This window comes from Paenibacillus sp. JL3B1040 (assembly GCF_057063165.1).
The window spans coordinates 2,319,696-2,343,341 of sequence record NZ_CM169317.1; the positions used below are offsets into that span (position 1 = coordinate 2,319,696).

Annotated in this window: 19 protein-coding genes and 1 riboswitch; of the genes, 14 read left to right on the forward strand and 5 right to left on the reverse strand. The window is 55.2% G+C overall.

The features are described from left to right. Window positions 1–15 precede the first annotated feature (15 nt). The 5 genes from ACZF99_RS10310 to ACZF99_RS10330 all read left to right on the forward strand — a co-directional run bounded on the left by ACZF99_RS10310 (window position 16) and on the right by ACZF99_RS10330 (window position 4,920). Window positions 16–642, forward strand: coding sequence for an NUDIX hydrolase (locus tag ACZF99_RS10310; RefSeq protein ID WP_483611442.1), 627 nt, complete (start codon window positions 16–18; stop codon window positions 640–642). Between the two features lie 35 nt (window positions 643–677). Next, complete coding sequence (locus ACZF99_RS10315; protein ID WP_483611444.1) at window positions 678–989, forward strand: hypothetical protein; 312 nt, start codon at window positions 678–680, stop codon at window positions 987–989. A gap of 36 nt (window positions 990–1,025) precedes the next feature. Next, window positions 1,026–1,460 (forward strand): VOC family protein, encoded by a 435-nt coding sequence (locus ACZF99_RS10320; RefSeq protein WP_483611446.1) that lies wholly within the window; start codon window positions 1,026–1,028, stop codon window positions 1,458–1,460. A 36-nt stretch (window positions 1,461–1,496) separates the two neighbouring features. Continuing rightward, entirely contained in the window at window positions 1,497–2,033 is a 537-nt protein-coding gene (locus tag ACZF99_RS10325; RefSeq protein WP_483611448.1) for a GNAT family N-acetyltransferase, read from the forward strand. Between the two features lie 85 nt (window positions 2,034–2,118). Then, a complete protein-coding gene (locus ACZF99_RS10330; protein ID WP_483611450.1) occupies window positions 2,119–4,920 on the forward strand; it encodes a glycoside hydrolase family 3 C-terminal domain-containing protein in 2,802 nt (933 codons plus the stop codon). A 70-nt stretch (window positions 4,921–4,990) separates the two neighbouring features. Here the strand turns inward: ACZF99_RS10330 and ACZF99_RS10335 are convergent, their stop codons facing one another. Both ACZF99_RS10335 and ACZF99_RS10340 read right to left on the reverse strand, forming a co-directional pair. Further along, window positions 4,991–5,929: an iron-hydroxamate ABC transporter substrate-binding protein gene (locus ACZF99_RS10335; protein WP_483611452.1), complete on the reverse strand. Its 939-nt coding sequence runs from the start codon at window positions 5,927–5,929 to the stop codon at window positions 4,991–4,993. A 73-nt stretch (window positions 5,930–6,002) separates the two neighbouring features. Then, the gene (locus ACZF99_RS10340; RefSeq protein ID WP_483611454.1) at window positions 6,003–6,857 is read right to left on the reverse strand and encodes a helix-turn-helix transcriptional regulator; all 855 of its coding nucleotides are present in this window, start codon (window positions 6,855–6,857) and stop codon (window positions 6,003–6,005) included. A gap of 159 nt (window positions 6,858–7,016) precedes the next feature. On the opposite strand from ACZF99_RS10340, the gene fabF reads away from it, so the two are divergent. The 3 genes from fabF to ACZF99_RS10355 all read left to right on the forward strand — a co-directional run bounded on the left by fabF (window position 7,017) and on the right by ACZF99_RS10355 (window position 10,913). Beyond that, window positions 7,017–8,255 carry a beta-ketoacyl-ACP synthase II gene (gene fabF, locus ACZF99_RS10345; RefSeq protein ID WP_483611456.1) on the forward strand — a complete coding sequence of 413 codons (1,239 nt, stop codon included), beginning with the start codon at window positions 7,017–7,019 and terminating at the stop codon, window positions 8,253–8,255. A gap of 179 nt (window positions 8,256–8,434) precedes the next feature. Continuing rightward, a complete protein-coding gene (locus ACZF99_RS10350; protein WP_483611458.1) occupies window positions 8,435–9,538 on the forward strand; it encodes a DUF4349 domain-containing protein in 1,104 nt (367 codons plus the stop codon). A gap of 178 nt (window positions 9,539–9,716) precedes the next feature. After that, on the forward strand, window positions 9,717–10,913 hold the full coding sequence (locus ACZF99_RS10355) for a VanZ family protein (protein WP_483611460.1): 1,197 nt from the start codon (window positions 9,717–9,719) through the stop codon (window positions 10,911–10,913). A gap of 23 nt (window positions 10,914–10,936) precedes the next feature. Here ACZF99_RS10355 and ACZF99_RS10360 read toward each other — a convergent pair whose 3' ends face one another. Both ACZF99_RS10360 and ACZF99_RS10365 read right to left on the reverse strand, forming a co-directional pair. Beyond that, window positions 10,937–12,319: a sensor histidine kinase gene (locus tag ACZF99_RS10360; protein ID WP_483611462.1), complete on the reverse strand. Its 1,383-nt coding sequence runs from the start codon at window positions 12,317–12,319 to the stop codon at window positions 10,937–10,939. Continuing rightward, on the reverse strand, window positions 12,316–13,002 hold the full coding sequence (locus ACZF99_RS10365; RefSeq protein ID WP_483611464.1) for a response regulator: 687 nt from the start codon (window positions 13,000–13,002) through the stop codon (window positions 12,316–12,318). Before ACZF99_RS10365 ends, ACZF99_RS10360 begins: the two co-directional genes overlap by 4 nt. Before the next feature lie 161 nt (window positions 13,003–13,163). On the opposite strand from ACZF99_RS10365, the gene ACZF99_RS10370 reads away from it, so the two are divergent. Continuing rightward, window positions 13,164–14,648, forward strand: a complete 1,485-nt coding sequence (locus ACZF99_RS10370) for a multicopper oxidase family protein (protein ID WP_483611466.1) — start codon at window positions 13,164–13,166, stop codon at window positions 14,646–14,648. A gap of 30 nt (window positions 14,649–14,678) precedes the next feature. Beyond that, window positions 14,679–14,885: a DUF5957 family protein gene (locus ACZF99_RS10375; RefSeq protein WP_483611468.1), complete on the forward strand. Its 207-nt coding sequence runs from the start codon at window positions 14,679–14,681 to the stop codon at window positions 14,883–14,885. Window positions 14,886–14,890: 5 nt separating this feature from the next. Here the strand turns inward: ACZF99_RS10375 and ACZF99_RS10380 are convergent, their stop codons facing one another. After that, window positions 14,891–15,772, reverse strand: a complete 882-nt coding sequence (locus ACZF99_RS10380; protein WP_483611470.1) for a LysR family transcriptional regulator — start codon at window positions 15,770–15,772, stop codon at window positions 14,891–14,893. Between the two features lie 140 nt (window positions 15,773–15,912). Here ACZF99_RS10380 and ACZF99_RS10385 point away from each other — a divergent pair, with 140 nt between their 5' ends. From ACZF99_RS10385 to ACZF99_RS10400, 4 genes are all read left to right on the forward strand, one after another. Beyond that, entirely contained in the window at window positions 15,913–17,301 is a 1,389-nt protein-coding gene (locus tag ACZF99_RS10385) for an MFS transporter (RefSeq protein ID WP_483611472.1), read from the forward strand. A 93-nt stretch (window positions 17,302–17,394) separates the two neighbouring features. After that, window positions 17,395–17,473: riboswitch (cyclic di-GMP riboswitch) on the forward strand. A gap of 15 nt (window positions 17,474–17,488) precedes the next feature. Beyond that, a complete protein-coding gene (locus ACZF99_RS10390) occupies window positions 17,489–18,295 on the forward strand; it encodes a transglutaminase-like domain-containing protein (protein ID WP_483611474.1) in 807 nt (268 codons plus the stop codon). Between the two features lie 216 nt (window positions 18,296–18,511). Then, complete coding sequence (locus tag ACZF99_RS10395; protein WP_483611476.1) at window positions 18,512–18,976, forward strand: hypothetical protein; 465 nt, start codon at window positions 18,512–18,514, stop codon at window positions 18,974–18,976. A gap of 174 nt (window positions 18,977–19,150) precedes the next feature. Beyond that, window positions 19,151–23,572 carry a SpaA isopeptide-forming pilin-related protein gene (locus tag ACZF99_RS10400; RefSeq protein WP_483611478.1) on the forward strand — a complete coding sequence of 1,474 codons (4,422 nt, stop codon included), beginning with the start codon at window positions 19,151–19,153 and terminating at the stop codon, window positions 23,570–23,572. Window positions 23,573–23,646 lie beyond the last annotated feature (74 nt).

A 23,646-nucleotide genomic window follows, 5' to 3' on the forward strand; every position in this document is an offset into this window, starting at 1 on the left:
AAAGGATAGAATGCTATGTCGGACTCGATTCCGCAATTGCTATGGCTGGAATGGGCGAAGCAAATCCAGGCGATCAGCCAGGCCGGGCTGGCTTATTCCAAAGATAGGTATGACCTTGAGCGTTTTGAGATGCTGCGCGATCTTAGCGTGAACATCCTGGCCCGCTATACCGAAGCCGAGACGGAAACGGTGAAAACCTTATTCGCCGGCGAAACCGGGTATGCCACCCCAAAGGTGGACGTTCGCGGCATAGTGTTTCGGGACGACCGGATTTTGTTGGTCCGCGAGCGCATCGACGGTGCGTGGGCGCTTCCCGGCGGTTGGGCGGACATCGGACTTTCTCCGAAAGAAGTCGTTGTCAAAGAGGTGAAGGAAGAAGCCGGTTTTACCGTTGTTCCCGTCCGGCTGCTGGCCGTTTTGGACAAAAAGTTCCACGACCACCCTCCTGAAGCTTTCCATGTTTACAAACTGTTTATTTTATGCGAGATCGCGGGTGGAGAAGCGGAGGCCGGCATGGAGACGCTGGAGGTCGGCTTTTTTGGCCAAGACGAATTGCCGCCCCTGTCCACGGAGAGAAACACCGTGAAGCAGGTACAGCGCATGTTCTCATTGCGGCATGAATCCGAGGTATGGTTGGATTAGGATCTATCATCTCATGAGGAAGGCGGCCCCCTAATATGTCCAAACGCAGTGCGCTGATCATTTTGATTGCGACGCAAATCGTCTATGTTTTATTCTCGGTCGCGTGGCTGGTGGTGCTCGGCATTTCCTCGTACCTGTTTCAATCGTCCGGGGCGGTAGATCAAGGGATCAGGTGGTTGTTTTACTATCTGCAGGCTTACCCCGGCGGGCTGCTGCTGGCCCTGATTCTGAGTTGGACTTTCTTCGCCAAAGGCAAATACAAGCCGGCGCTTTGGTGGAACCTGCCGCCATTGCTTTGGGTCGTTCCTTATATCGGAATCATCATCTATGCGAATGTGTTGGCATAATCCAGCCATCCAGCCCGTGAAAAAGGAGGAGGTATATTGGAAAAAAAACATCTATTTCACCGGATCGGTCACATCCATGTGCCGACGACCGATTTGGACGCTTCCATAGCGTGGTACACCCGCCTGCTGTCGTTCAAACGGGTCAGCCGCTTTACGGACCGCGGGTCGGAGCTCGCCGTGCTCCATCATCCCCATATGCAGGCCATCGCTTTGTTGTTGATCCACACTGCCGATAAGCAGCGCCTCGAAATTTCGCGAAACGGAAAGCCGTTTCCGCTATTTACCCTATACGCGCCGGATATCGACGAGGCTTACCGGCATTTGACGGCGAACGGCGTTGAAGCGGACGGCATCCATGTTTTGGGGGACGGCGAATGCAAATATTTTTATTTTCGCGATCCCGAAGGCCATTTATTGGAGGCGTCCTGGTCCATCTGGGATCCGCAGGATGAGTTGAAACCCGGTTTTTAGCCATGATTCAGTTTTAAACGAAAGAAGGTCTTTTTTATGCCGCATATTCACGGGGAACGCGTGACGTTAAGGGAATACCGGATGGAGGATTTGTCCTATATCCGGCAATGGGTCAATGACGAAGACATTACCGGCCTACTGAGCGGGATCTTTACCTTTCCGCAGACGCTGCACGACAGCGAGTCGTTCTTAAAAATGATGGTTGAAGGGAAGACCGATGCCAAAGGCTTTGTCATCGCGGAAAAGGATACGCTGGAGTATATCGGCCAAATCGATCTGCACAAAATCGACTGGTTGAACCGTTCGGCCGTGCTCGGCATCGTCATTGGACGCAAGGACCGGCTTGGCCAAGGCTATGGCCGCGAAGCGATCGGGCTGCTGAAGCGGTTCGTCTTCGAGCGGTTGAACCTGAACCGGCTCGAGCTGGAGGTCTGTGCTAATAACGAGCGGGCTTACCGCTGCTACGTTAGCTGCGGCTTCAAGGAAGAGGGCAGGCTGCGCCAGAAGGTATTTAAGAACGGAGGGTATCACGATCTGATCCTGATGAGCGTGCTGGCGGAGGAATGCCGGTGATCCCGCTTGCTTTGGCATACTGAAAGGCAGGACCTTCGACGGGATATCCCGTTCGGGAGCAATAAACGGATAGGAGAGAGAAGATATGAGCAAATCCATGCTGGGCGTTCCTTTGGAAGGTTTCGCCGAATATAGCAGAATCGCGGCGGCCGAAGGCGGCGTCCTGTTGAAAAATGAAAACGCGATGCTTCCGATTGGGGAACATGAAGTTGTATCCGTTTTCGGAAGATGTCAAATCGATACTTATCGAAGCGGCACGGGATCGGGCGGCGCCGTGAACGTTCCTTATGCTGTCAGCATTTTGGACGGGCTGCGGGCAAATCCGCGCATCCGGGTCAATGAACGGCTGGCCGGGCAATATGAACAATGGATCGCCGAGAACCCGTTCGATAACGGCGGCGGCGGTTGGGCGGCCGAGCCTTGGTGCCAGAAGGAAATGCCGTTGACGGACGAAATCGTGGCGGAAGCCAAGAAAGTGACGGACAAAGCGGTGGTCATCATCGGCCGTACGGCCGGCGAGGACAAGGATAACGCCGATACCGAGGGCAGCTATCGGTTAACGGAGCAGGAACGGCTGAATCTCGAAACGGTCACCCGGCATTTCGACCGGGTCGCCGTCCTGATGAATGTCGCCAATGTCATCGACATGAGCTGGCTCCACGATCCGGTACACCAAGGCCGGATCCGGGCGGTGATGTTCGTATGGCAGGGCGGGATGATCGGCGGTCATGCGGTGGCCGATCTGCTGTCGGGGGACGTCACGCCAAGCGGCAAGCTGCCGGATACGATCGCTTATCGCATTGAGGATTATCCGTCCACGGCCAACTTTGGCAGCGAGGTGCGGAACTTCTACGAGGAAGATATTTACGTGGGTTATCGCTATTTTGAAACGTTCTGCCCGGAGAAGGTCCAATTTCCCTTCGGCTATGGTCTTTCCTATACCTCCTTCTCCTGGAACGTGCAAGGTGTGAAGCTTGAAGGAGCCGGCATCGATGCCCGGCTTGAGGTTGAAGTGGCGGTGGCGAATACCGGAACGGAGTTTGCCGGCAAGGAAGTGCTTCAGCTCTATTATGAAGCGCCGCAGGGGCAATTGGGCAAACCGGCCCGGGCGCTTGGCGCGTTCGCGAAAACCAAGCTGCTCCAGCCTGGCGAAACCGAAGTTCTGACGCTGCAATTGCCGGTGCGGCGGATGGCCTCTTATGACGATGGCGGCTTTACGGGGAATAAATCCTGTTATGTGTTGGAAGCCAGCGATTACGAGCTTTATATCGGCAACAGTATTCGCAGCGCGGAGCGTGTTGCCCTAGACGGGAAAGCCGCCTTCCGCCTTCCCGAACTGGCGGTTGTCGAACGGCTGGAGGAAGCCGCAGCCCCGGTTGAGCGTTTTTCCCGGATCAAGCCGGGAGAACGGAAGCCGGACGGTACGTTTGAGCTCGTACGGGAAGAAACGCCGCGGCGAACCGTCTCGCTGCGCGAACGCATCGCAAGCAGATTGCCGGAAGCTTATCCGCAAACGGGCAATCGCGGCATCAAGCTGAAGGACGTTCGGGCGGGCAAAGCCAGCCTGGAGGAATTCGTCGCCCAGCTCAGCGACGCGGAGCTGGCCACGATGGTTCGGGGCGAAGGCATGAGCAGCCCCAAGGTTACGCCGGGAACGGCTTCGGCCTTTGGCGGAGTAGGCGACAACCTGCTGGAGTACGGAATCCCGGTGGCCAGTGGCGCCGACGGCCCTTCGGGCATTCGCATGGACAGCGGCTTGAAAGCAACCCAACTGCCGATCGGCACGCTGCTTGCTTCCAGTTGGGATGTCGGCCTCGTCGAGTCGCTATACGTGCTGGAGGGGCAAGAGCTGCTGCAAAATGAAATCGATACGCTGCTCGGTCCGGGGATTAACATCCATCGGCACCCGTTGAATGGGCGGAATTTCGAATATTTTTCCGAAGACCCTTATTTGACCGGCTGTTTCGCGGCGGCCGTGACGCGGGGCATCAAGAAAGGCGGATCGTCCGCGACCGTGAAGCATTTTGCCGGCAATAACCAGGAACAGGCGCGTTCGAAAGTCGACACGGTCGTCTCCGAGCGGGCTTTGCGCGAGATTTACCTGAAAGGTTTCGAAATGGCGGTGAAAGAAGGGGAAGCCTCGTCGATCATGACCTCCTATAACCCGGTCAACGGTCATTGGGCCGCATCCAATTATGACCTAAACACGACCATTCTCCGAAACGAATGGGGGTACGAGGGCATCGTCATGACGGACTGGTGGGCGGTCATGAACGACTGCGCGGAAGGCGGACCGGCCGATGCCAAATACACGTCCTTCATGGTACGGGCCCAAAACGATTTATACATGGTCGTCAACAACAATGGCGCGGAGATCAATTCGCTGGGCGACAATACCCTTGAAGCGCTGGCGAACGGCACACTGACGGTCGGCGAGCTGCAGCGCTGCGCCATGAATATTTGCCGGTTTTTGATGAACGCTCCGGTGTTTGGGCGAGAACCGAAATCGGCTGACGAAGTTCGTTCGATCCAAGCCGTCCAAGGCCGCAAGCCGGATCCGGCGGAAGCATCGGACATCTATGCGCTGTCGCGTTCGCAAAGCGCCAGGATAACGCCAAGCGCACAGAAGGTAGTGGTGAAAGTTCGGGAAGCCGGCGTGTATACCGTTACGGCGCACATTCGCTACGAAGCGATGAATTTGTCGCAGTCGGCCTGCAATTTGCTGCTGAACGGCGAACTGCTGACCACGATACAGACGAACGGCACCTTCGGCAAATGGGTCACTCAGAAGCAGCTTCGCGTCGCGCTGACGGAAGGCGATTACGAGCTGAAGTTCGATTATATCAAGCCGGGGCTGGAGATCGGCTGGATCGAGTTCCTTTCATAAGAATCACAAAGGGATGAGCCCTTCCGTTCGGAAGCGAAGCTCATCCCTTTGGATTTCAAGAAGTTATGCCTTACGGCAAGGAGAGGAAACCGTCTTTAAAGATTTCCAGCAAATATTCCAGTGTCACCGGATCGCTATATGTCGAAGCGGCGGTATCGATTTCGATTACGCGGCCGTTTTTGACGGCCGGAATCTTCTTCCACGTATTGGATTGCAAAAATTCGTTTTGGGCCTCTTTATTCTGGCTCAGGACGATATAATCTCCGGCATATTCGGGAAGGATTTCGTTCGACAACGTGTAGTAGCCGGGGCCCAAGGCATCCTTCTTCGCTTTTTCCGGCATGCTGAGCTCCATCATCTGATACAACAGCTCCGTACCGCGAGCCCAGTTGTTTCCGAATACGTAAAAGTTCTTCGCATCATATTCGAAAACGGAGACGGTGGCGTCCTTGCCGATCTTGGCTTTGATCTCATCGCCTACGGCTTTGGCGCGGGCCGTGAAATCCTCAACCCAGGCTTTGGCCTCCGCTTCCTTATTCAATACCTTCCCGATCTCCACCTGCTGCGCCAAATAGTCCAGTTTGCCCCAGGTATAAATGATCGTCGGTGCGATTTCGCTCAGCTTATCGAGGTTCTTCATGTGCGACCCGGCAATGATGAGGTCGGGCTCCAAGGCGAAGATTTTCTCCGGATTCTCTTCGGACACAATGGCTACATCTTTTAATTTCTCGGTAAAAAGCGGGTTGTTCATCGTCCAACTGTCGACGCCGACCAGCGAGCCGCCCAGGGCCACGATGTTGGGAGCGTTCGTCAAAGCCACGATGCGCTTCGGATTGGCGGGGATTTCGATCGGACCGTTTTCCGCCGGATAAGTAACCGTACCGGAAGCCGTCTCCGCCGCCGCGTTATTCTGGGTATTGGACGCAGGGTCCTGCCGAGCCGCTTCGTTGCCGCAAGCGCCGGCCAGGACGGCAAAGGCTAAAATAAGGGGAATAAACAGCTTCTTCATACGCGATTCTCCTTGTCACCGATTAACATGATAATGATTATCAGTATCACGATACGGATTTCTCCGCCGTTTGTCAATACTTATCCTTGGATGTTCCCTCCAGCAATTTCTTAAGCTTGGCTTCGGTCGCCGTTCCTTCGATCGGGGTGTAGATGCTGCAGCGCAAATCGGCATCGCCCTGTACCTGAAGCGAGGTCAAATTAAATAACATTTTGCCGGCTTTGGCGTGGCGAAATTCAATCATAACCTCCGGAGCGGCGCTGACTTCGCTCTGGTTCCATAACTCTTGGAAATCCGGATAACGCCGCGACATCCGATCGATAAACCGCGAATACCAGGGGTCGGCGACGTATTGTCCGTAATAGGCGCGAAAGATGGCCAAGAAGCCCCTTACGAAATGCGGCCAGTTGACGGCCAGGCTGCGCAGCTCCTTCTTGGCGAACAGAAGGTAGATCAGGTTGCGCTCTTCTTCCGGGAGCTGCTCGAAATCCACAAACACGTGGGCGGCGGCCGGATTCCAGCCAACGATCTGGCAGTGGCGGTCGGAGATGATCGTCGGGCAATATTTCAGCTCCTGTAAAATTTTATGGAGCGACGGGTTGATCACCGGCGTCTTCTCTTCCACCCAATCGGGGTGAAATCCGCTGTCGGAGGCGAGGTCGAACAGGTACTTGCGCTCGTCGGTATTGAGGCGAAGCGCTCCGGCAATTGCATCCAGGACGGAGGGGGAGACCTTGATGTTCCGGCCTTGCTCCAGCCAGGTATACCATGTCGTGCTCACCCCGGCGAGCTGGGCGACTTCCTCGCGGCGCAAACCGGGCGTTCTTCGTCGCGAGCCCGTCGGCAGTCCTACGGTATGGGGGTGCAGCTTGGCGCGCTGTGTTTTTAAGAAATTGGATAAGGCCTCCAATCTCGGTTCCGTGCTCATCGGTCGGCGTCCTCCTCTGGGGTTTCTTTAATGTGTTATCTATTATACTAGGATAAATGAAAACTTGTAATAGGATACTTTGGAGATACAATAGAGAACAACAGAGGTTTGACCAGCAACACGCAGCAAACGATATGCCGTACTTGAAGGGGGATGCTTATGGAACGGGTTGTAATTACCGGGATGGGGATTTTGTCCCCGCTGGGCAATGATGTAAATACATTTTGGCAAGGGTTGCAGGAGGGAAGATCCGGAATCTCGCCGATCGACCGATTTGACGTCACGGGGTTTGATACCAGGATTGCGGGACAAGTGCACGGGTTTGACGGCGAGGCGTTGTTCGGGCGAAAGGAAGCCCGCAAAATGGACCTGTTCTGCCAATATGCGCTGTTTGCCGCCGAACAGGCGGTACAGGACGCCGGTTTGCAGCCGGAACTGCTGGATCGCGAGCGGTTTGGCGTATACGTCGGTTCGGGAATCGGCGGGATCGAGACGCTTGCGGACAATGTAAAAATTTTTGCGGAGCGCGGACCGAGCCGGGTGAGCCCGAGTCTCGTGCCGATGATGATCTCCAACATGGCTGCCGCGCAGATCAGCATCCGCTTCGGCGCGTTGGGCGCAACGCTGTCGCCGGTCACGGCCTGCTCGATCGGAAATACGTCGATCGGCGAAGCGTTCCGGCTGATCCGCAGCGGCGAAGCCGACGTGATGATCGCCGGCGGGACGGAAGCGGCGGTGCATCCGCTTGCCCTGGCCAGCTTCGGGAATGCGACCGCGCTGTCAAAGCGCAACGATGCCCCCGAGCGGGCCAGCCGGCCGTTCGATGCCGACCGCGACGGCTTCGTCATGGGGGAAGGCGCGGGGATCGTGGTGCTCGAGTCGTTGACGCATGCGCTGCGGCGTGGGGCGTGCATCCACGGCGAAGTGATCGGCTACGGCGCAAGCTCCGATGCCTACCACGTCGTTGCGTCGCATCCCGAAGGCTTAGGCGCCTATCAGGCGATGAAGCGGGCGATCGCTTCGGCGGGCATTACCCCGGACCAGGTGGACGTGATTAGCGCTCATGCGACAAGCACTCAGGTTGGCGATCTCGGGGAGACGAAGGGGATCAAGAAGGCGTTTGGCGAACACGCCTACCGGATTCCGGTCACGGCCAACAAATCGATGATTGGCCATATGTTCGGCGCGGCTGGCGGCGCGGAAGCGATCGCCCTGGTCCAATCGCTGAAGGAAGGCCTGGTCCCGCCGACGATCAACCTGATGAATCCCGACCCGGAATGCGACCTCGACTATGTTCCGAACCAAGCGCGCCGGGCCGAGCTCGAGATCGGGTTGTCCAACTCGTTTGGGTTCGGCGGCCACAACGCCGTCATTGTGCTTCGCAAATATCGCGAATAAATCCGATAGTTATCCGTCCCGTCATCCGGGGCGGTACTTTTTTTTGGCGGGACGGGCAACTTTCCGGCTTCGGGCTGCGTTAGGGTAGATAAGAGACGCCGGCGCATGGTGAACATAGAGCGAACCGACCAAGCCGCTGCGGGAGTCTTGAAAACCTGAAACAATAGGGGGTCATACCTATGGGGAAAAGGGGAAGAAAGGTTGTCGTTTGGGGCTTTATCGTAATGCTTCTGCTGCTGCTCGGCGGCTGTGGGAGCGCAAGTTATGATGCGGCCTCGAATTCGTTAGCCGGCAGCGAAGCGGCGAACATGGTAACCAGTACGGCCGAAAGCGAAATGGATGGAGGAGAAACCTCGGAGGTTGCCGCCGACATGGCGAAAGCGCCGGCCGCCGGCTCCGGTGCGCCGGATTCGGCGGCGGATAACGCCGGAAGCAGCAGCGCGACGGTCAACTCCGCGCCGGGGTTTCAGCAAGCTGCCGGGGATACCGGACTGAACAAAAAGCTGATCTACCGGGCGAACGTCGTCATGGAAGTGAAGGATTACGCCAAGGCGCAATCGGAGATCCGCAATCAGGTGATGCTGGCGGGCGGGTACATCGTGGAATTCTCCGAAAACCAGTCGCAGCACGAACAAGGCGGCAGCTTTGTGCTGAAGGTCCCGGCGGCGGGCTTCTCCTCGTTCCTGGATCGGCTGGAGGGGCTGAAGCCCGTGTCGATGCAGCGAAGCATTCAAGGACAGGACGTCTCGGAAGAGTATGTCGATCTGGAATCGCGGCTGAAGGTCAAGCAGGCCATGGAAGCGCGGTACTTGAAATTCGTCGAGGAAGCGACCCAAACCAAGCAACTGGTTGAATTCGTAAACGAGCTGGAACGGATTCAAACGGAGATTGAACAGATCAAAGGGAGAATGCGGTACATCGACAGCAATGTGTCCTTTTCGACGATCGAGATCCGCGTCTACCAGCCGGATGCGTCGAAGCTGACGGTATCGAGCGGCGACACGCCGCTGCTGGAGCGGATGAAGAACGCATTGACGGGCAGCATCGACGTCTTGTCGCTCTTCTTCCAGTGGTTGGTCGTGTTTGCGGCCGGAGCGCTGCCGCTGCTCGTCATCGCGGCCCTCGTCGTGATCCCGGTCTGGATCGCGCGTCGGAAGAACCGGGCGGAGCGGGAGAAACGCCGGGCGCAGCTTCATGCAGGCCCGGCGGCGGCACCGCCGGGAGCCTCGCCGCTGAAGCCCGGCACGGAGGAGGAACACGAAGAGTCTCCGCAAGATAATTAAGCGCAGGAACGAATAAAAACGCAAGCCCAAGGGAATGCCCTTAGGGCTTGCGTTATTTTTACGCGTAAGGACTCACGGAAAAACATCGCCAAATCTTAAACTAAACTTAAACGGGATGGAACCCGTTCTATGTTAAGATGAATCAAACCACTTGAGAAGGGAAAGGGCTGACACTGCGATGTTAGAAAACTATTTGTTCCCTATTAAATATGCTTTCGGTGCGTTTCCGTTTGCGGCGCTGCTGTTCACCCTGCCGTTCCTGGTGGTGCAATACCGGCGGCACGGTTATGTCAACAAGGTGCGGGCCTTCGTGCTATACTTGTTCCTGCTGTATTTGATGAACGCGTTATTCCTCGTGATGCTGCCGCTGCCCTCCAGCCGGCATAACCTGCCGCTTGGCGACGGGGCGCTGCAGTTGATTCCTTTTCATTTCATTCAGGATATCTTAAGGGAAACGTCAATCGTTCCCGGGGAGCCGTCAACCTATTTTCGGCTGCTTAAGGAGCGCGCTTTTTTGCAGGTTGCCTTTAACGTTGCATTGACCGTGCCGTTCGGGATGCTGATCCGTTATTACTTTCGCTCCGGTCCGATCGCGAGTCTGGTCCTGTCGTTCCTGCTGTCCTTGTGGTTTGAAGTGACGCAGTTGACCGGAATCTACGGGCTTTATGACCATCCTTACCGCGTCTTCGACGTCGATGACCTGATGACCAATACGCTGGGGGGAATGATTGGCTTCCTTCTGTCCGTGTGGTTATCCCGGTATTTGCCGCGGATTGAGCACCTGGACCGGGGCGTGGATCTGGCCGCCAAGCGGGTGACGTATACCCGGCGGGGACTGGCCTTGTTTTTCGACTGTATCCTCTCGGGGGCATTGATGACCGTCATTTCCCGGCTAGGGGTATCGGGGGCGTATTTTGTGTCTACGGGATTGTATTTCATGTTGATCCCTTATTTGAACGGCGGGAAAACTCCCGGTAAATGGCTGGTGCGGATCCGGCTGGTCGGACTTGCCTCAGACGAGGTTGAATGGACACGAAGGGGCCGGCTGGCCGCTGCCGCGCATCGGTATTTGTCCGCTGGAGGCGAGCGGCAAACCGTGGGACTGCTTCCCCTGATCGTTCGTTATGGGCTGCTTTATTGGGGAGTGTTCGGTTTAAACCGCCTGCTGGTCTTCCCGCCGGTCGGCATGCCGAGTTTGTTTCGGGTGGTGCTGGCTCTGATCGTGCTGGGCGTGAACGTCAGCTTCTTCATCCATGTCGCCAAATGTTTCTTTCGGAAGGAGCCGCGGCTGTTTTACGAAAACATCAGCCGTACCGGGCACGTCATCCTGCTGAAAGAGCCGGCTCGCCACAGGGCAGCCCGTGTACGGCACTAATGTGAATTGCGGAGAATATCATGTCAGGCACCTTCCGGTGCAATAGGTAATGTGACGATAAAAGCCGTTCCTTCTCCGGGGCGGCTTTCCGCTTCCAGCATCCCCCGGTGGTTCGAGACGAATTCCTTGGCGATGGCCAGCCCGAGCCCCATCCCTCCGGCGTGCCGAACACGCGCCTCATCCGTACGGTAAAATCGGTTGAACAAATATGGCAAATGTTCGGGTGCGATGCCGGGGCCGGTGTCTTGAACGCGAATCTGCAGCATCCGGATGGGGCCGGCGCCGGGGCCAGCCGACGAAACGCCCTCCACTTCCCGCAGGGACAAGAGGACGTGTCCGCCTTCCGGCGTATACCGCACCGCATTATGCAGCAGGTTAAGAAAAACCTGCATCATCCTCTCCGCATCGACCGAGACCGCCGGGCAATTTCCGTTCGCCTCGATGCAGACCGCAATGTGCTTCGCTTCCGCTTCATAGCTTACTCGCTCTATGGCTTGTCGCAGCAGCCCGGCCATATCCGTCGGCCGAAGATCCAGCGGCAGCTTGCCGGCTTCCGCCAGCGACAGCTGATGCAAGTCGCCGACGAGCCGCGTCAGACGGATCAATTCGTCCTGGATCGGCAGCAGGTTTTCCGGTCGAATCTCGCCGCTGCCTTGCTGCAGGAGCTCCAGCTTGCCGCGGACAATCGTAAGCGGCGTACGCAGCTCATGGGCCACGTCGGCGACCAGATTGCGGCGTACTTCCTCGGCCCTCGCCAACTGTGCGGACATGCCGTTGATTGCCTGTGCGACTTTGCCGTATTCATCCTTGGAGCTCACCGGCGCTTGAATCCCGAATTCGCCCCGGCCCAGACGGTCGATGATCGGAATCAACCGACGCAGCGGGGAGGTGAGCCAGCGAGACACGAAGAAAGCCGCTCCCAGCGACAGCAGGATGAAAACAACCGCCCCGGCTCCAACGAGAAATACGACCGAAATCGGCGTGCCAATCCGCAGCTTGGACAGATTGGCCACATCGGAGTCGTAATAATAGGCCCAACCGATGGTTTTGCCTTGGCTGGAGAGCTCCCTGTGAATTCCCAGCCGCTCCAATAATCGGACCGGCAAGTCGTCGCTAACCGTTAACATCCGCCGTTCCGAATCCATCAGCCCGATGCTGGACGCCTGTCTTCCCTCCGGCGCAAGGCGCGCCAAATCCGCAGGCGTCAACGCCGCCCATGAGTTTCCGTGTGCCTCATAATAGGCCTCGAGCTGATTCTCCAACGTATTCAGTTCCTCCGTTCTGGACGATTGCAGCATCACCTCCAAGGAGTCCCGAATCGTGAAATAGGTAAACAGCATAAACATCAGGCTAACCCCGAAAATAAAAGCGGCGATGACGAGAAAAAGCTTGCGTGATACGGTCATGGCTGCGGGTTCTCAAACCGGTAACCAAACCCGTAAACCGTTTGGATGTAGGCAGGGCGACTCGGATCGTCTTCGATTTTTTTGCGGATGCGGCTGATGTGGGCGTCGGCGGTTCGTTCATCGTTCAAGAAATCGTCCTCCATGGCGGCCAGCAGTTGCAGCCGGCTGTAGACGATCCCCGGTTTGGCGGCCAGCGTCAGCAGCAGCTTGAATTCCGTTGGCGTCAGGGCAAGCTCCATATCCCGCTTCCATACGCGGCATTGCGCTTCGGAAATCGTCAGTTCCCCACGTTTGAGCAGCGGCTCGGCCGCCGCATTCCCCTCGATCCGCCGTAATACGGAACGGATGCGGGCGGCCAGCTCGCGCAAAGAAAACGGCTTGGTCACGTAATCGTCGGCACCGACCTCCAGTCCGATCAATTTATCGGTTTCCTCCACGCGTGCGGTCACCATAATGATCCCGACCGGCCCCGACTTTCGCAGTTCCCGGCAAACCTCGATTCCGCTCAACTCCGGCAGCATCCAGTCAAGCACGACGAGCGACGGCTTGTGCAAGGCGGCCTTGTGCAACGCTTCCCTTCCCGTTGCGGCTGTGACCGTTTGAAATCCTTCCTGCTGCAAAAAAGGCTCCATAAATTCGATGACTTGACGCTCATCGTCGACAAGCAGCAAGGTGTGCGGCATTGGTGGTTGTCCTCCCATGCTTGTTTTTTTTTCATTATATCCGCTTTTCCCCCGCTTTCCATCCCGCTCGGGGAATTTCACGGAACCCGTAAAGGATCGTCACAAGTTCACAACATTTGACGGTTATGATGAGACCAACCCCGGAAGGAGGAGGAAGCGAGATGGCCGGAATCGGCTTGGAATTGAAAAAATCAATGCTCTGGAGCGCCTGCTTCGCTGGACTGATGCTCTTGGCCTCTTGCGGATATAACGAACTTCGTTACCCGGAGGAAGTCGATATGAGCCAAATGCACCACGGAGTCGAACATGGAAATGCCGCTAGTCATAGCGGCCATGAGGATCATGCTGTGCCCGGAACCGGCGAGCCGGCTGCTGCGGTATCCTGCGCCGAGTTGAAGGAGGCCGAACCCGCCGCGGGGGAGCGGGTGAGGAGTTATGAGCTGACCGCGGCAAAGACCGTTCTAACCTTGGACAATGGGAAAAGGACGGAGGCCTGGACGTTTAACGGAACCTCGCCCGGCCCGGAGCTGCGGGTCAAGGAAGGGGAACGCGTGAAAGTAACGCTAACGAATCGCGATATCGGCAAAGGGGTGACGATTCACTGGCATGGCGTCATCCTGCCCTGTTCCCAGGATGGTGTGGCCGGCGTCACGCAGAATGCCGTTTGGCCGGGCGAGCAGTTTACCTATGAGTTCATTGCCCGTCACCCCGGAACGTACTGGTACCATTCTCATCAGCAAAGCTCGGAACAGGCGGGGAAAGGGCTGGTCGGCCGGCTGATCGTCGAACCGAAGCAGTCAGATTTCGACTACGACCTTGATTACGCGGTCACGCTGCAATTGCTGAACGATAAGCTGAAGCTGACCAATGGCCGAGCCGATGGTTTACGTCTCGATGCAGCCCCCGGAGAAACGGTAAGGCTGCGGCTGATCAATGCCTATAGCGAGGTGCAGTGGATCGGGGTGGCCGGTGCGGAGTTCCGGGTGATCTCGATCGACGGGCAGGACTTGAACGGCCCGGAGGCTCTCAAGGAAGAGTGGATTCCGATCGGCGGAGGCCAGCGATACGACGTGCTGTTCACGATGCCGACCAGCGGGCAGGTCAAAATGTACAACAGAGAGCATCAAGCCTGGCACATTCTGTTGGGGAGCGGGCCCCAGCCGAAGCCGCTAAGCAAAGACGCGCCGTCATTCGATTTCACGGATTACGGGACGCCGCTTGCGGACGGGATTACCGCGGACATGAAGTTCGACCGGGTTTACGATCTAAAGCTCGGCGTCCTCGATATTAACGGCAAGAAGTTTCATGAAATTCCGCCGCTTCTAGTCAAGGAAGGGGAGTGGATCAAAATCCGTTTCAAACATACCTTTGGTGGTCCGCATCCGATGCATCTGCACGGACATCTCTTCAAGATCTTGACGAAGAACGGCAAGCCGCTGACGGGCAGCCCCATCTATGCGGACAGCGTGCTCCTGTTCAGCGGCGAAGAATATGAAGTGGTCTTCAAAGCGGATAATCCCGGCTTGTGGATGGAACATTGCCACAATTTGGGGCATGCCGCCAACGGGATGACGATGATGGTGAACTACGAAGGGGTGACTACGCCGTTTCGCGTAGGCACCAAATCGGGCAATCTCCCGGATTAACCAATCAGCGAAGATGGAGGAGGAATTTAAGTGAAAAAAGCACTTTGGCTTATCGCGGCGCTAGCCGGCGGTTTGATCGGCGGATTGGTGCTCAGCGAGCTGATCGCCATCACCGCGGTCACCTTGTTCAGAGGGGACCTCTCCTGGCTGAGAGGCATTAAATATTTGCCGCTCGTCACCGCGGCGCTGGCCGGCATCTTGGTGCTAAAGCGGACCTCGCGCCGCGGGAACCGCTAAGACATTTACGCGCCGCTATAATATTCGCCCAGAAACTGCCGAAACCGGCGCGCGGCTTCGGATAAATATCGGCGCTCCAGCCAAGCGACGGAGAAAACGCGCCGGCACACCGGGCTTTCGATCCGCAGCATCGAGTAGGGAGGACGTTCGTCCTTCCGACATGCCGGAACGAAGGCGACGCCCAGTCCGGCGAAGACGAGGCTGCCAAGCGCGCCGGGTTCATCCACCTCGCAGACGATGCGGGGGCGAATGCCTGCGGCCAGGCAAAACGCTTCGTTGATCTTGCGAAACGGGTGGCCCGCTTTATATTCAATGAAAGGTTCGTCCGCCACGTCCTCGAGGCGGACGCTTTTGCTTGCCTCCAGCCGGTGGCCGGGCGGGACGGCGAGAAACACCTCGGCGTCCAGCACCGGCAGCTCTCGCACTCCCGGATGATCAAGCGAGGAAGCAGTGAAGCAGAGATCCACCTCGCCCTTCTCCAACAGCTCGATCATTTCCGCAATGGATGCCGGCGACGTCTGCAGGATGCGGAAGTTCACCTCGGGATAAGCTTCGCGGAAAGCCCCGAGCGCAGCCGTAATGCGTCCCAGCGTATTCGTGGCCAAATGGATGCTGCCGCGCTCCATCCCCGCCAGATCCGCCACCTCCTGCCTTCCCTCTTCCAGGATGTCCAGCGCTGTCTCGACCTTTTTCAAAAAGGCTTTGCCGAAGGCGTTCAGCCGAATCTGACGATTTTGCCGATCGAACAACGGGACCCCCAAATCCTCCTCGAGCCTGGCAATCGTTTTGCTGAGCGCCGGCTGGGCGATATGCAGCTCTTGGGCGGCTCGGGTCATATGCTCCAAATGGGCGACCGTGCGAAAATACTCCAATTGCAGCAACTCCATGCGGATGACAACTCCTCTCTTAAGGGAATTTGATGATTAATATCCTTTAGGTTATGAATACATAAATTAATATATATTTTTCATTATTAATATTCAATCCTACAATAACTTGTGAGGAAATCGATAGGGGGGACGATACGATGAAAAATGCCGATTCATCCGAGGCACGCGAGAAGCTGATCCGCATTTTGGCGTTTACCATGATCTTGTCATCCATGGGGGCAACGATGTTTAATATCGTGCTCCCTGAAATCAAAGGTGAATTCGGCTTATCCGTCACTCAAGTCAGTTGGGTTTCGACGGCATATGCTCTGATTTACGCCATCGGCGCCGTGATTTACGGGAAGCTGGCGGATGCTTTTCAGTTGAAAAAACTGCTGACGTTCGGGTTAATCCTGTTTTGTTTGGGTTCAATGACCGGATTGTCGGCTCAGGCGTATTGGATGGTCTTGCTGGGCCGCGTGCTGCAGTCGGCCGGCGCGTCGGTGGTTCCCGCAGCCGCGATGATCATTCCGGTGCGGCATTTTCCTGCCGAGCGCCGCGGATATGCGCTGGGAATTACAGCCACGGGGCTGGCGATCGGGGGCGCGATTGGGCCGGTCGTATCCGCGCTGCTGGTCAGTCTGGTCGATTGGCGATGGTTGTTTTGCATCCCGATGCTGATGCTGTTTACGCTGCCGTTCTACCGCAAATACCTCAGCGATGAGCCGATTCGGGCCGTTCGGATCGATTGGCTCGGCGGAGGGGTGCTGGGCATCACGGTCACTCTGTTATTGCTCGGCGTAACCTATGGGCGATGGGAGCTTTATTTAGGCAGTTTGATCGGGTTTCTCCTGTTTCTATGGCGGATCCGCCTAGCTCCGCAACCGTTCGTGGATCCGCGATTATTTCGGAACACGGGCTATGCGCTGGGTCTGCTGTTGTCGGTGCTGGTCATGGGGATCGGCTATGCGCTGCCGTTCCTGACGCCGCAGCTGCTGGCCGAGGTGAATCGGCTGCCTGCCGGTTGGATCGGATTTGCCATGGTGCCCGGGGCTGTTGCCTCGGCGATCCTCGGCCGCAAAGGGGGCAAGTTGGCGGATGCCAAGGGCAATTCCTTCGTCATCTATGTGGCTTCCCTGCTGCTAATCAGCTGTTTTGCCCTGATTTCGGTGCTGTCCGGGGCGGCGGCGGGCTGGATTGCGGCGATTCTGATCCTGGGCAATGTGGGGCAAATGTTCATGCAACTGGCGTTGTCCAACACGATTTCCCGCACGCTGCCCAAAGAGCAGACCGGGGTAGGCATGGGTCTGTTGTCCATGTTGGGCTTTTTGTCCGGCGCGGTTTCGACCAGCCTTTACGGCCATGCCGTGGATCACGGCTCGTCGTCGCACTGGAATCCGCTGAATCCGTTTGAGGGCTCTGCCGTGTATGGCAATATCTACATGGTTTTGGCAGTGCTTCATATCGGAATCCTTCTTTTTTACTATTTTTTCTTTAGTCGAGTCGGACGATCCCGCAAGGAGGAATCGATAATGAGGCAGGTCTAAAGACCTGCATAAAAGACGGTTTTGGAGCCGAGTAGGATGAATCCGGATTAACAAATGACATGATCTGTGCCGATACAACTTCTAAAGAGCTTTATCCGATAAAGGCAAACCTGTCGAAAGGCAGGGACGCAAAGCTATAGGGCCTAAGATAGTTTGGCAGCCAGCTACCGAAGGGAGTTTTTTTGTCATGAGAAAGTGGATATCCGTAACGCTCGCGATCATTATTGGGTTCGGAGGAGCCGGCGCAATTCCGGTTCAAGGGGCGGAAACCCCGGGCTGGATCGATAAAACCATGGTGGATCAGGGAGCGATCCGCATCAACTATGACGTTAAGACGAAGATCAAAACCAAGCTGCAGATCGCCAAGGGCGAGGAGAAATACACCTACACGTTAACACCCGGAACGAACGGAGAGACGTTTCCGCTTCAACTGGGGAACGGAGAGTATGCGGTCAGTCTTTTGGAACAGCTTAAAGGGACAACGTACCGTTTGGTCCATAAGGACACGGTCAAGCTGCAACTGAAGGACGAGAAGCAGGTGTTTTTGCATTCCACGCAAAACGTAAATTGGGAACCGGACGGCCGCGCGGCGAAAATCGCCAACGAGTTGATTCAAGACGCGGTCGGAACCGAGGAAAAAGTTCAGATCATCTATGATTATGTCACCAGCACCATCAAGTACGACGACAGCTTGGCCTTCAGCGCCACCTCCAGTTACCTGCCCGATCTCGACCGGACGCTGACCCGGAAGAAGGACATTTGCTATGGATTCTCTTCCTTGTTCGCGGCGATGCTGCGCAGCGTAGGGATTCCGGCCAAATTGGTGATGGGGACCTCGGATTATGTCAGTACCTATCACGCCTGGAACGAGGTTTATGCAAACGGTCGCTGGATCACGATTGATACTACGGCGGACGCGGGCTGGAAAGGAACGACGACCGCTTATACGATGATCAAAGATCCCGCGAAATATAAGGCCGAGAAAATATACTAAGTTGCGAACCCAATCACGCCGGTTGCGGAATACGCGCCGCTTCTGACATTTCGATCCTGTTTGCCGGGTCGGGTGTCGAAGCGGCTTTTTTGCGTTCACCGTTCCTCCGATTCCCGCCAACCGATCAGGATTGTTCAGAAGTTGTATAGACTCCCTGTTTATACTCCTTGCAAACGTATGTCACAACAAAGCACGCCAAGCAGGGAGAGGTTCAAGGTGATGAATGTTGTCGCTCACTTTAGGGACGGTTCCCGCGGCATGGAGCTGGATACCTTTCGAGAGATCGAACTGACCAAGCAACTGAGAAGATACCGGCAAAGAGGCTTTTATATGAACTACCGGAAAAATCGAATCGGAATCGTGGCGACGCCGGACGGCCCCGTTTTTTTTGGCAACGGGCAGGTTTACCTTTTGCGGGAGCAGCCGTTTCGATTTTGGCTCCACCAGCAGAAATGGAGAATCGGGTTTCGCTTTGAATGGAACGGCGAAATGAAGCTGAGCTTCACCTATCCCCGGATCGTTTACCGCGATGGCCGAACGTGGGAGGTTGACGAATTTCGCGATTTTTGCTGCTGGTTGGTGGAAGCGGTGAAAAAAAACAATTTTATGGATTTCTATACCGTAAAAACCCAAGAAAGACAGAGTTATCGGGCGAAAAACGCCGGTCAAGTCAATGAATAATATCACTTATAACCAAGGGGACTTGGCTTTATTTGGTCGATTGTCGAGGAATTGTTTAGAATGCTGAAATACGATGGTCATGTTGCCCACCACAACGTTTCGAGAAGGAGGTAGGGAGAAGCGTCGTTTGAACACATCGATATCGATAGAAAAAAGGAGGCAAAAACACGACTTATGAAACGCAAATTCATGGCCATCATTATGGCTGCTGCTCTTGTTTTTCAAGGGACATTCGGAGCGGGAGCCACTCTGGCCAGCGCCGATTCGGAAGGAGCCCCGAGCGATGCCGCCGTCAGCGCCACGGATACGGTCACTGACGCGGTTTACGGCCCTGATGGGCGGCAGGGAGCAAACATCCTGCTCGCGGCTTCCGTGAGTCCGGTCATTACGGATAATCTTATTACAAACGCGGAAATTCGCAATCAAAAGCCCGAATATGATCCGGCTACCGGAGATTTAGTTATCAAGGGGGATCGGATTCAGGATATCCGGCCGGCGGTTAAGGATGAAGTGGCTGTCATTTACACATGGAGCTTCCCGAATGAATCCCACGGTTATGGGGACGGCTCTACCTTTACTTTTCAATTGCCTGACAAATTTAAAATCGGGCAGCGATTGACAGGCGATCTGGATGGTGAAGTTGGAGAGTATACGGTCGAACCCGACGGGGAAGTTACTTTTACTTTTAACGACAGTATTGTCGGGCAAAAGCTGAAAGGCTACTTTTACGTGTGGGTCAGCTTTGACGAAAACAAGTTTGGGGATGGCTTAGAGCAGCAGATTGACTTTAGTTCCAACGGGCTGGGAATCATCGATGTTCATTTTGCGAATACGGCCGAGGATAAGCTGAAAAAATCGGGGAAGGCAAACCGAAACGGCTTTAACTCCGACGAAATCGAGTGGACGATCGATTTCAACCAAGGCGAGAAGGAGATCCAAAATGCCGTCCTCGCGGATACTTTGCCGGCAGGATTAGAACTCGCTGGCCCGATCGAAATTCGCAAACTGCAGGTGCAGATTGACGGATCGGTCAAAGAGGGAGCTGTGGAACGTACGGAAACGGCGTTTCCGATTTCGCTGGGCGATATCCATGAAGCCTACCGAGTGAAGTACAAGACGAGTGTAGAGGCGCCAACCGCAGAGCCTTTTACCAACCGACCTTATAACAACGAAGTAGTGCTTACCGGCGACAATATCGAGGATAGCAAAGCTGCCGGAAGCGTGAGAATCAGCTTTAACGAGCCGTTGAACAAGGTAAGTAAAGCTTACGATCCGGTGACCCAGCGCATTACCTGGAAAATCGAGTACAACTATAACCAGCAAACGCTGGAGCCGTTTAATCCGGCCGATCCCAACAAACCGAATGTCGCGTGGCTCAAAGATCAGTTTGATACCACGAAGCAGCGTTTGGTTGAAGAGGCGGGCGAAGTTAACGTTCGCGTATATGAAGTTGAGCTTGATGATAGCGGGAAGGTCGTAAATCGTACCGGACCTATCGATTCGTCGGCGTACACCGTCACCAAGACGGCCGATGGCTTCGAGTTCAAGTTCAATCAAGGTATCAACAGCGCTTATGATATCGAATACCAGACGGAATCCATTAACCGCGTTTATGCGAACGACCGGATCACCAATTCGGTCGAACTCAAAAATGGCATGATAAAATCGGCGGAACAAGGCATTCGCGAAAATATTTTTGCGAAAAGCGTAAACAAAGAGGATTTCAACAAGAAGGAAATCGAGTGGAAGCTGGTTCTCAATTCCGACCTGAAGGACATGTCGGACATCGTCATTACGGAGAACTATGCAGGTAGATTTATGAAGCTGGTCCCTGACAGTTTGCAAATCACCGGTGCTCACAAGGACGATTTCGAACTGGAAGCCAACGCGGATGATCCGGATTATGAAAAAGGTTTCGTGCTCAAACTGAAGTCGGGCATCACGATTAACTCAGAGCATGTGTTCACATTCACCACAACCTTTGATCCGACAATGGGAATGCCTCTGGACAACCGGTACCGCAATGAGGCTACGCTTGACTGGAAAGAAGCCGGTGTGCAACAAACGGCAATTCTCAAGTCGGCCAGTGTCACAGCTCAAAGCTATACGATTGAAAACGGCAATAAAATAGGCGATTACAGCGCTAAGGATAAAGCGATCACCTGGAAGATCGACGTCAACTACAATTTATTCGATATTCAGGATGCCGTGGTCAGAGATACTTACACCGGCAACCAGTCTTATCTCGACGGTTCGATCCAGGTGAACAAGCTGGTGTTGGATAGCCGAAATAACGCCGTCGCTATTGGTGAGGAAATTAAGCCTAAAAGCCCGGACAATCCGAACGGCTTTGATTTCCAGCTAAATCCGGATGGCAAGGGCTTTACGCTCAATCTTGGCAATATCGGTAAGACGGCTTACCGGGTCGAGTATAAAACTAGTCTGGCCGGCGAGTTCCCGATTGTAGATACTTACTCCAACCATGCTACATTGCACGACGGCACGGTCTTGCGGTTTGAGAAATCTGCCGAAGTCGAGCCGGCACATGGCGGGAAGTATATCAACAAAACCGGGAGGCAGCAAGGGACAACCGATATCGCGGCCTGGACGGTGAGTATCAACCCGAGTCAATCTTATATCCCGGCAGGCTCCGAACTGACGGATACGCTGTCGGACAATCAAATTTTATTGCCCGATACGTTGAAGCTGTACAAAACGGATATGCCTGCGGATAATTCCGGAAATGTATCGATCAAAGCCGGGTTGGTCGATCCCGAAGATTATGAATTGGCCGTGAACGGGAATACCTTTACGTTCACCTTCAAAGAAGCGTTGACCACCGCGTTCATTCTGGAATACCAATCGTATATCAACGCGGACAATGGCGACCGGATTACCAATAAGGCCGAATTTGCCGGTCAAGACTCTTCCGTGAAGGGGGGAGACGGGCAGGAAGGCGTGAAGGTGTCGTTAGCCGGTGCCGGCGGCGGCGCCTCGGGAGGACGGGCGCCGATCCAGATCGTGAAGGTAGACGATCGGGGGCGGCCGCTGGAAGGGGCAGTATTCGAAATTTACAATGCTTCCGGGACCGTACTGCTGGAAACATTGCCGGCAACGAACGCTTCGGGCGAAACGACAAGCTTGAAGGAGTACCGGTTTAACGGCACGGACGGACTCCCGTATCGAATAAAGGAAGTGTCGGCACCAGCGGGTTATTTGCTGGATCCCGAATACGGCGCTGGCACAGGCAAACCCGTCGCCTTCAAAAACGATGGGCCGTTTACCGTCGAAAACAAAAAAATTCGGCAGGGATTCCAGTTCACGAAGGTGGATGCCGCCGATCCATCCAAGAAATTAAAGGGCGCCGTTTTTGATTTATACGTTAAGAACGGGGCAGACAGAGAATTCATCGAGACGTTGACGTCAGGTGAAGACGGCACGATCGCCAAGGGCGATCTGGCGCCGGGAGAATATGAACTGGTTGAAACGAAAGCTCCTGATTATTACCAATTGAATGCGCAGCCCGTTGCCTTCACCATCATCGCGAATCAAACCGAGATTGTTACTCGCGACGTACCGAATGAGCGGGGTTCCGGCGGCAAATTGGTGATCACAAAGGTCAATGCCAAGGACCAAACCGTTCTGAGCGGCATTGAATTTGAATTGCGCGACAGTGCTAATGCGGTGATCGGCAAGGAAAGCACCGACCTCGACGGCGTAATTGAATTCGATAACTTGCCGTACGGTCTCTATACTTTAGTGGAGATCCAAGCGGAGGGGTTTGTGATCGAAAAGCCGGAGACCGAGGTCTCCATTAAGGAACCGGTTACCGCTTTGACGATCGAAAATAAACCCATCGATCGTTCGGTGAAGTTAATTAAAACCAATGCCGCCAAAACGCTAAGACTCCAAGGTGCGGTATTTGAATTGCTCGCCCAGAGCGTGTTCTTTGATGCACAGGGAAATTATGAGTTTAAAAAGGTTGAATCGATCGATCCGGCCAAGCTCATCACGGATCGGAACGGCGAATTGTTCCTGGATCAATTGGAGCCCAACAAATATCGGCTGGTGGAAATTTCCGCGCCTGCGGGTTATGTGTTGGATAAAACGCCAATCGAATTTGAAATTACGGACAAACAAACCGAACCCGTGATTTTGGAAAAAACGAACAACCTGATCTACACTCCTACCAACCCGGGGGGTGGGGGCGATCCCGGTAATCCCGGCACTCCGTGGAACCCGGAGACACCGGTAGATCCTGAACAACCAGAACAACCAGAACAACCGGAACAACCGGAACAACCGGGCGACGGTACGGTTGAAGTGCCGGAGGATCCGTCGACTTCTGACGGAACGGGCGGCGAGAAGCCGCAGCCGGATCAAGACCAGCCTACGGATGTGGAACTGGATGAAGACGGCAATCCGCTGGGCGGTACCCGCGGAGCATTGCCTTCTGGCGATTCGGACGGAAAACCGGGGAACGGTCTCTTGCCGAAAACCGGGGAAGGCAGTCTTCTTCCGTGGCAAATGACGGGCGTTGCCTTCATCCTTGCAGGACTATGGTTCAGACGGAAACGTAAGCAACAAGAATCCTAAAATTAGGGGGCATTTCCAAGGATTCGGGAGACCGGAGCTTGGAGATGCCCTCTTTCAGTTTCATGTTCAGAAAT

Excerpts from the sequence above, each read along its gene's own strand:
- ACZF99_RS10335 (WP_483611452.1), bottom strand. The coding sequence starts at position 5,929 with ATGAAGAAGCTGTTTATTCCCCTTATTTTAGCCTTTGCCGTCCTGGCC.
- ACZF99_RS10330 (WP_483611450.1), top strand. The coding sequence starts at position 2,119 with ATGAGCAAATCCATGCTGGGCGTTCCTTTGGAAGGTTTCGCCGAATAT.
- ACZF99_RS10325 (WP_483611448.1), top strand. The coding sequence starts at position 1,497 with ATGCCGCATATTCACGGGGAACGCGTGACGTTAAGGGAATACCGGATG.
- ACZF99_RS10350 (WP_483611458.1), top strand. The coding sequence starts at position 8,435 with ATGGGGAAAAGGGGAAGAAAGGTTGTCGTTTGGGGCTTTATCGTAATG.
- ACZF99_RS10365 (WP_483611464.1), bottom strand. The coding sequence starts at position 13,002 with ATGCCGCACACCTTGCTGCTTGTCGACGATGAGCGTCAAGTCATCGAA.
- ACZF99_RS10400 (WP_483611478.1), top strand. The coding sequence starts at position 19,151 with ATGAAACGCAAATTCATGGCCATCATTATGGCTGCTGCTCTTGTTTTT.
- ACZF99_RS10310 (WP_483611442.1), top strand. The coding sequence starts at position 16 with ATGTCGGACTCGATTCCGCAATTGCTATGGCTGGAATGGGCGAAGCAA.
- ACZF99_RS10390 (WP_483611474.1), top strand. The coding sequence starts at position 17,489 with ATGAGAAAGTGGATATCCGTAACGCTCGCGATCATTATTGGGTTCGGA.
- ACZF99_RS10380 (WP_483611470.1), bottom strand. The coding sequence starts at position 15,772 with ATGGAGTTGCTGCAATTGGAGTATTTTCGCACGGTCGCCCATTTGGAG.
- fabF (WP_483611456.1), top strand. The coding sequence starts at position 7,017 with ATGGAACGGGTTGTAATTACCGGGATGGGGATTTTGTCCCCGCTGGGC.
- ACZF99_RS10315 (WP_483611444.1), top strand. The coding sequence starts at position 678 with ATGTCCAAACGCAGTGCGCTGATCATTTTGATTGCGACGCAAATCGTC.
- ACZF99_RS10370 (WP_483611466.1), top strand. The coding sequence starts at position 13,164 with ATGGCCGGAATCGGCTTGGAATTGAAAAAATCAATGCTCTGGAGCGCC.
- ACZF99_RS10340 (WP_483611454.1), bottom strand. The coding sequence starts at position 6,857 with ATGAGCACGGAACCGAGATTGGAGGCCTTATCCAATTTCTTAAAAACA.
- ACZF99_RS10385 (WP_483611472.1), top strand. The coding sequence starts at position 15,913 with ATGAAAAATGCCGATTCATCCGAGGCACGCGAGAAGCTGATCCGCATT.
- ACZF99_RS10360 (WP_483611462.1), bottom strand. The coding sequence starts at position 12,319 with ATGACCGTATCACGCAAGCTTTTTCTCGTCATCGCCGCTTTTATTTTC.
- ACZF99_RS10355 (WP_483611460.1), top strand. The coding sequence starts at position 9,717 with ATGTTAGAAAACTATTTGTTCCCTATTAAATATGCTTTCGGTGCGTTT.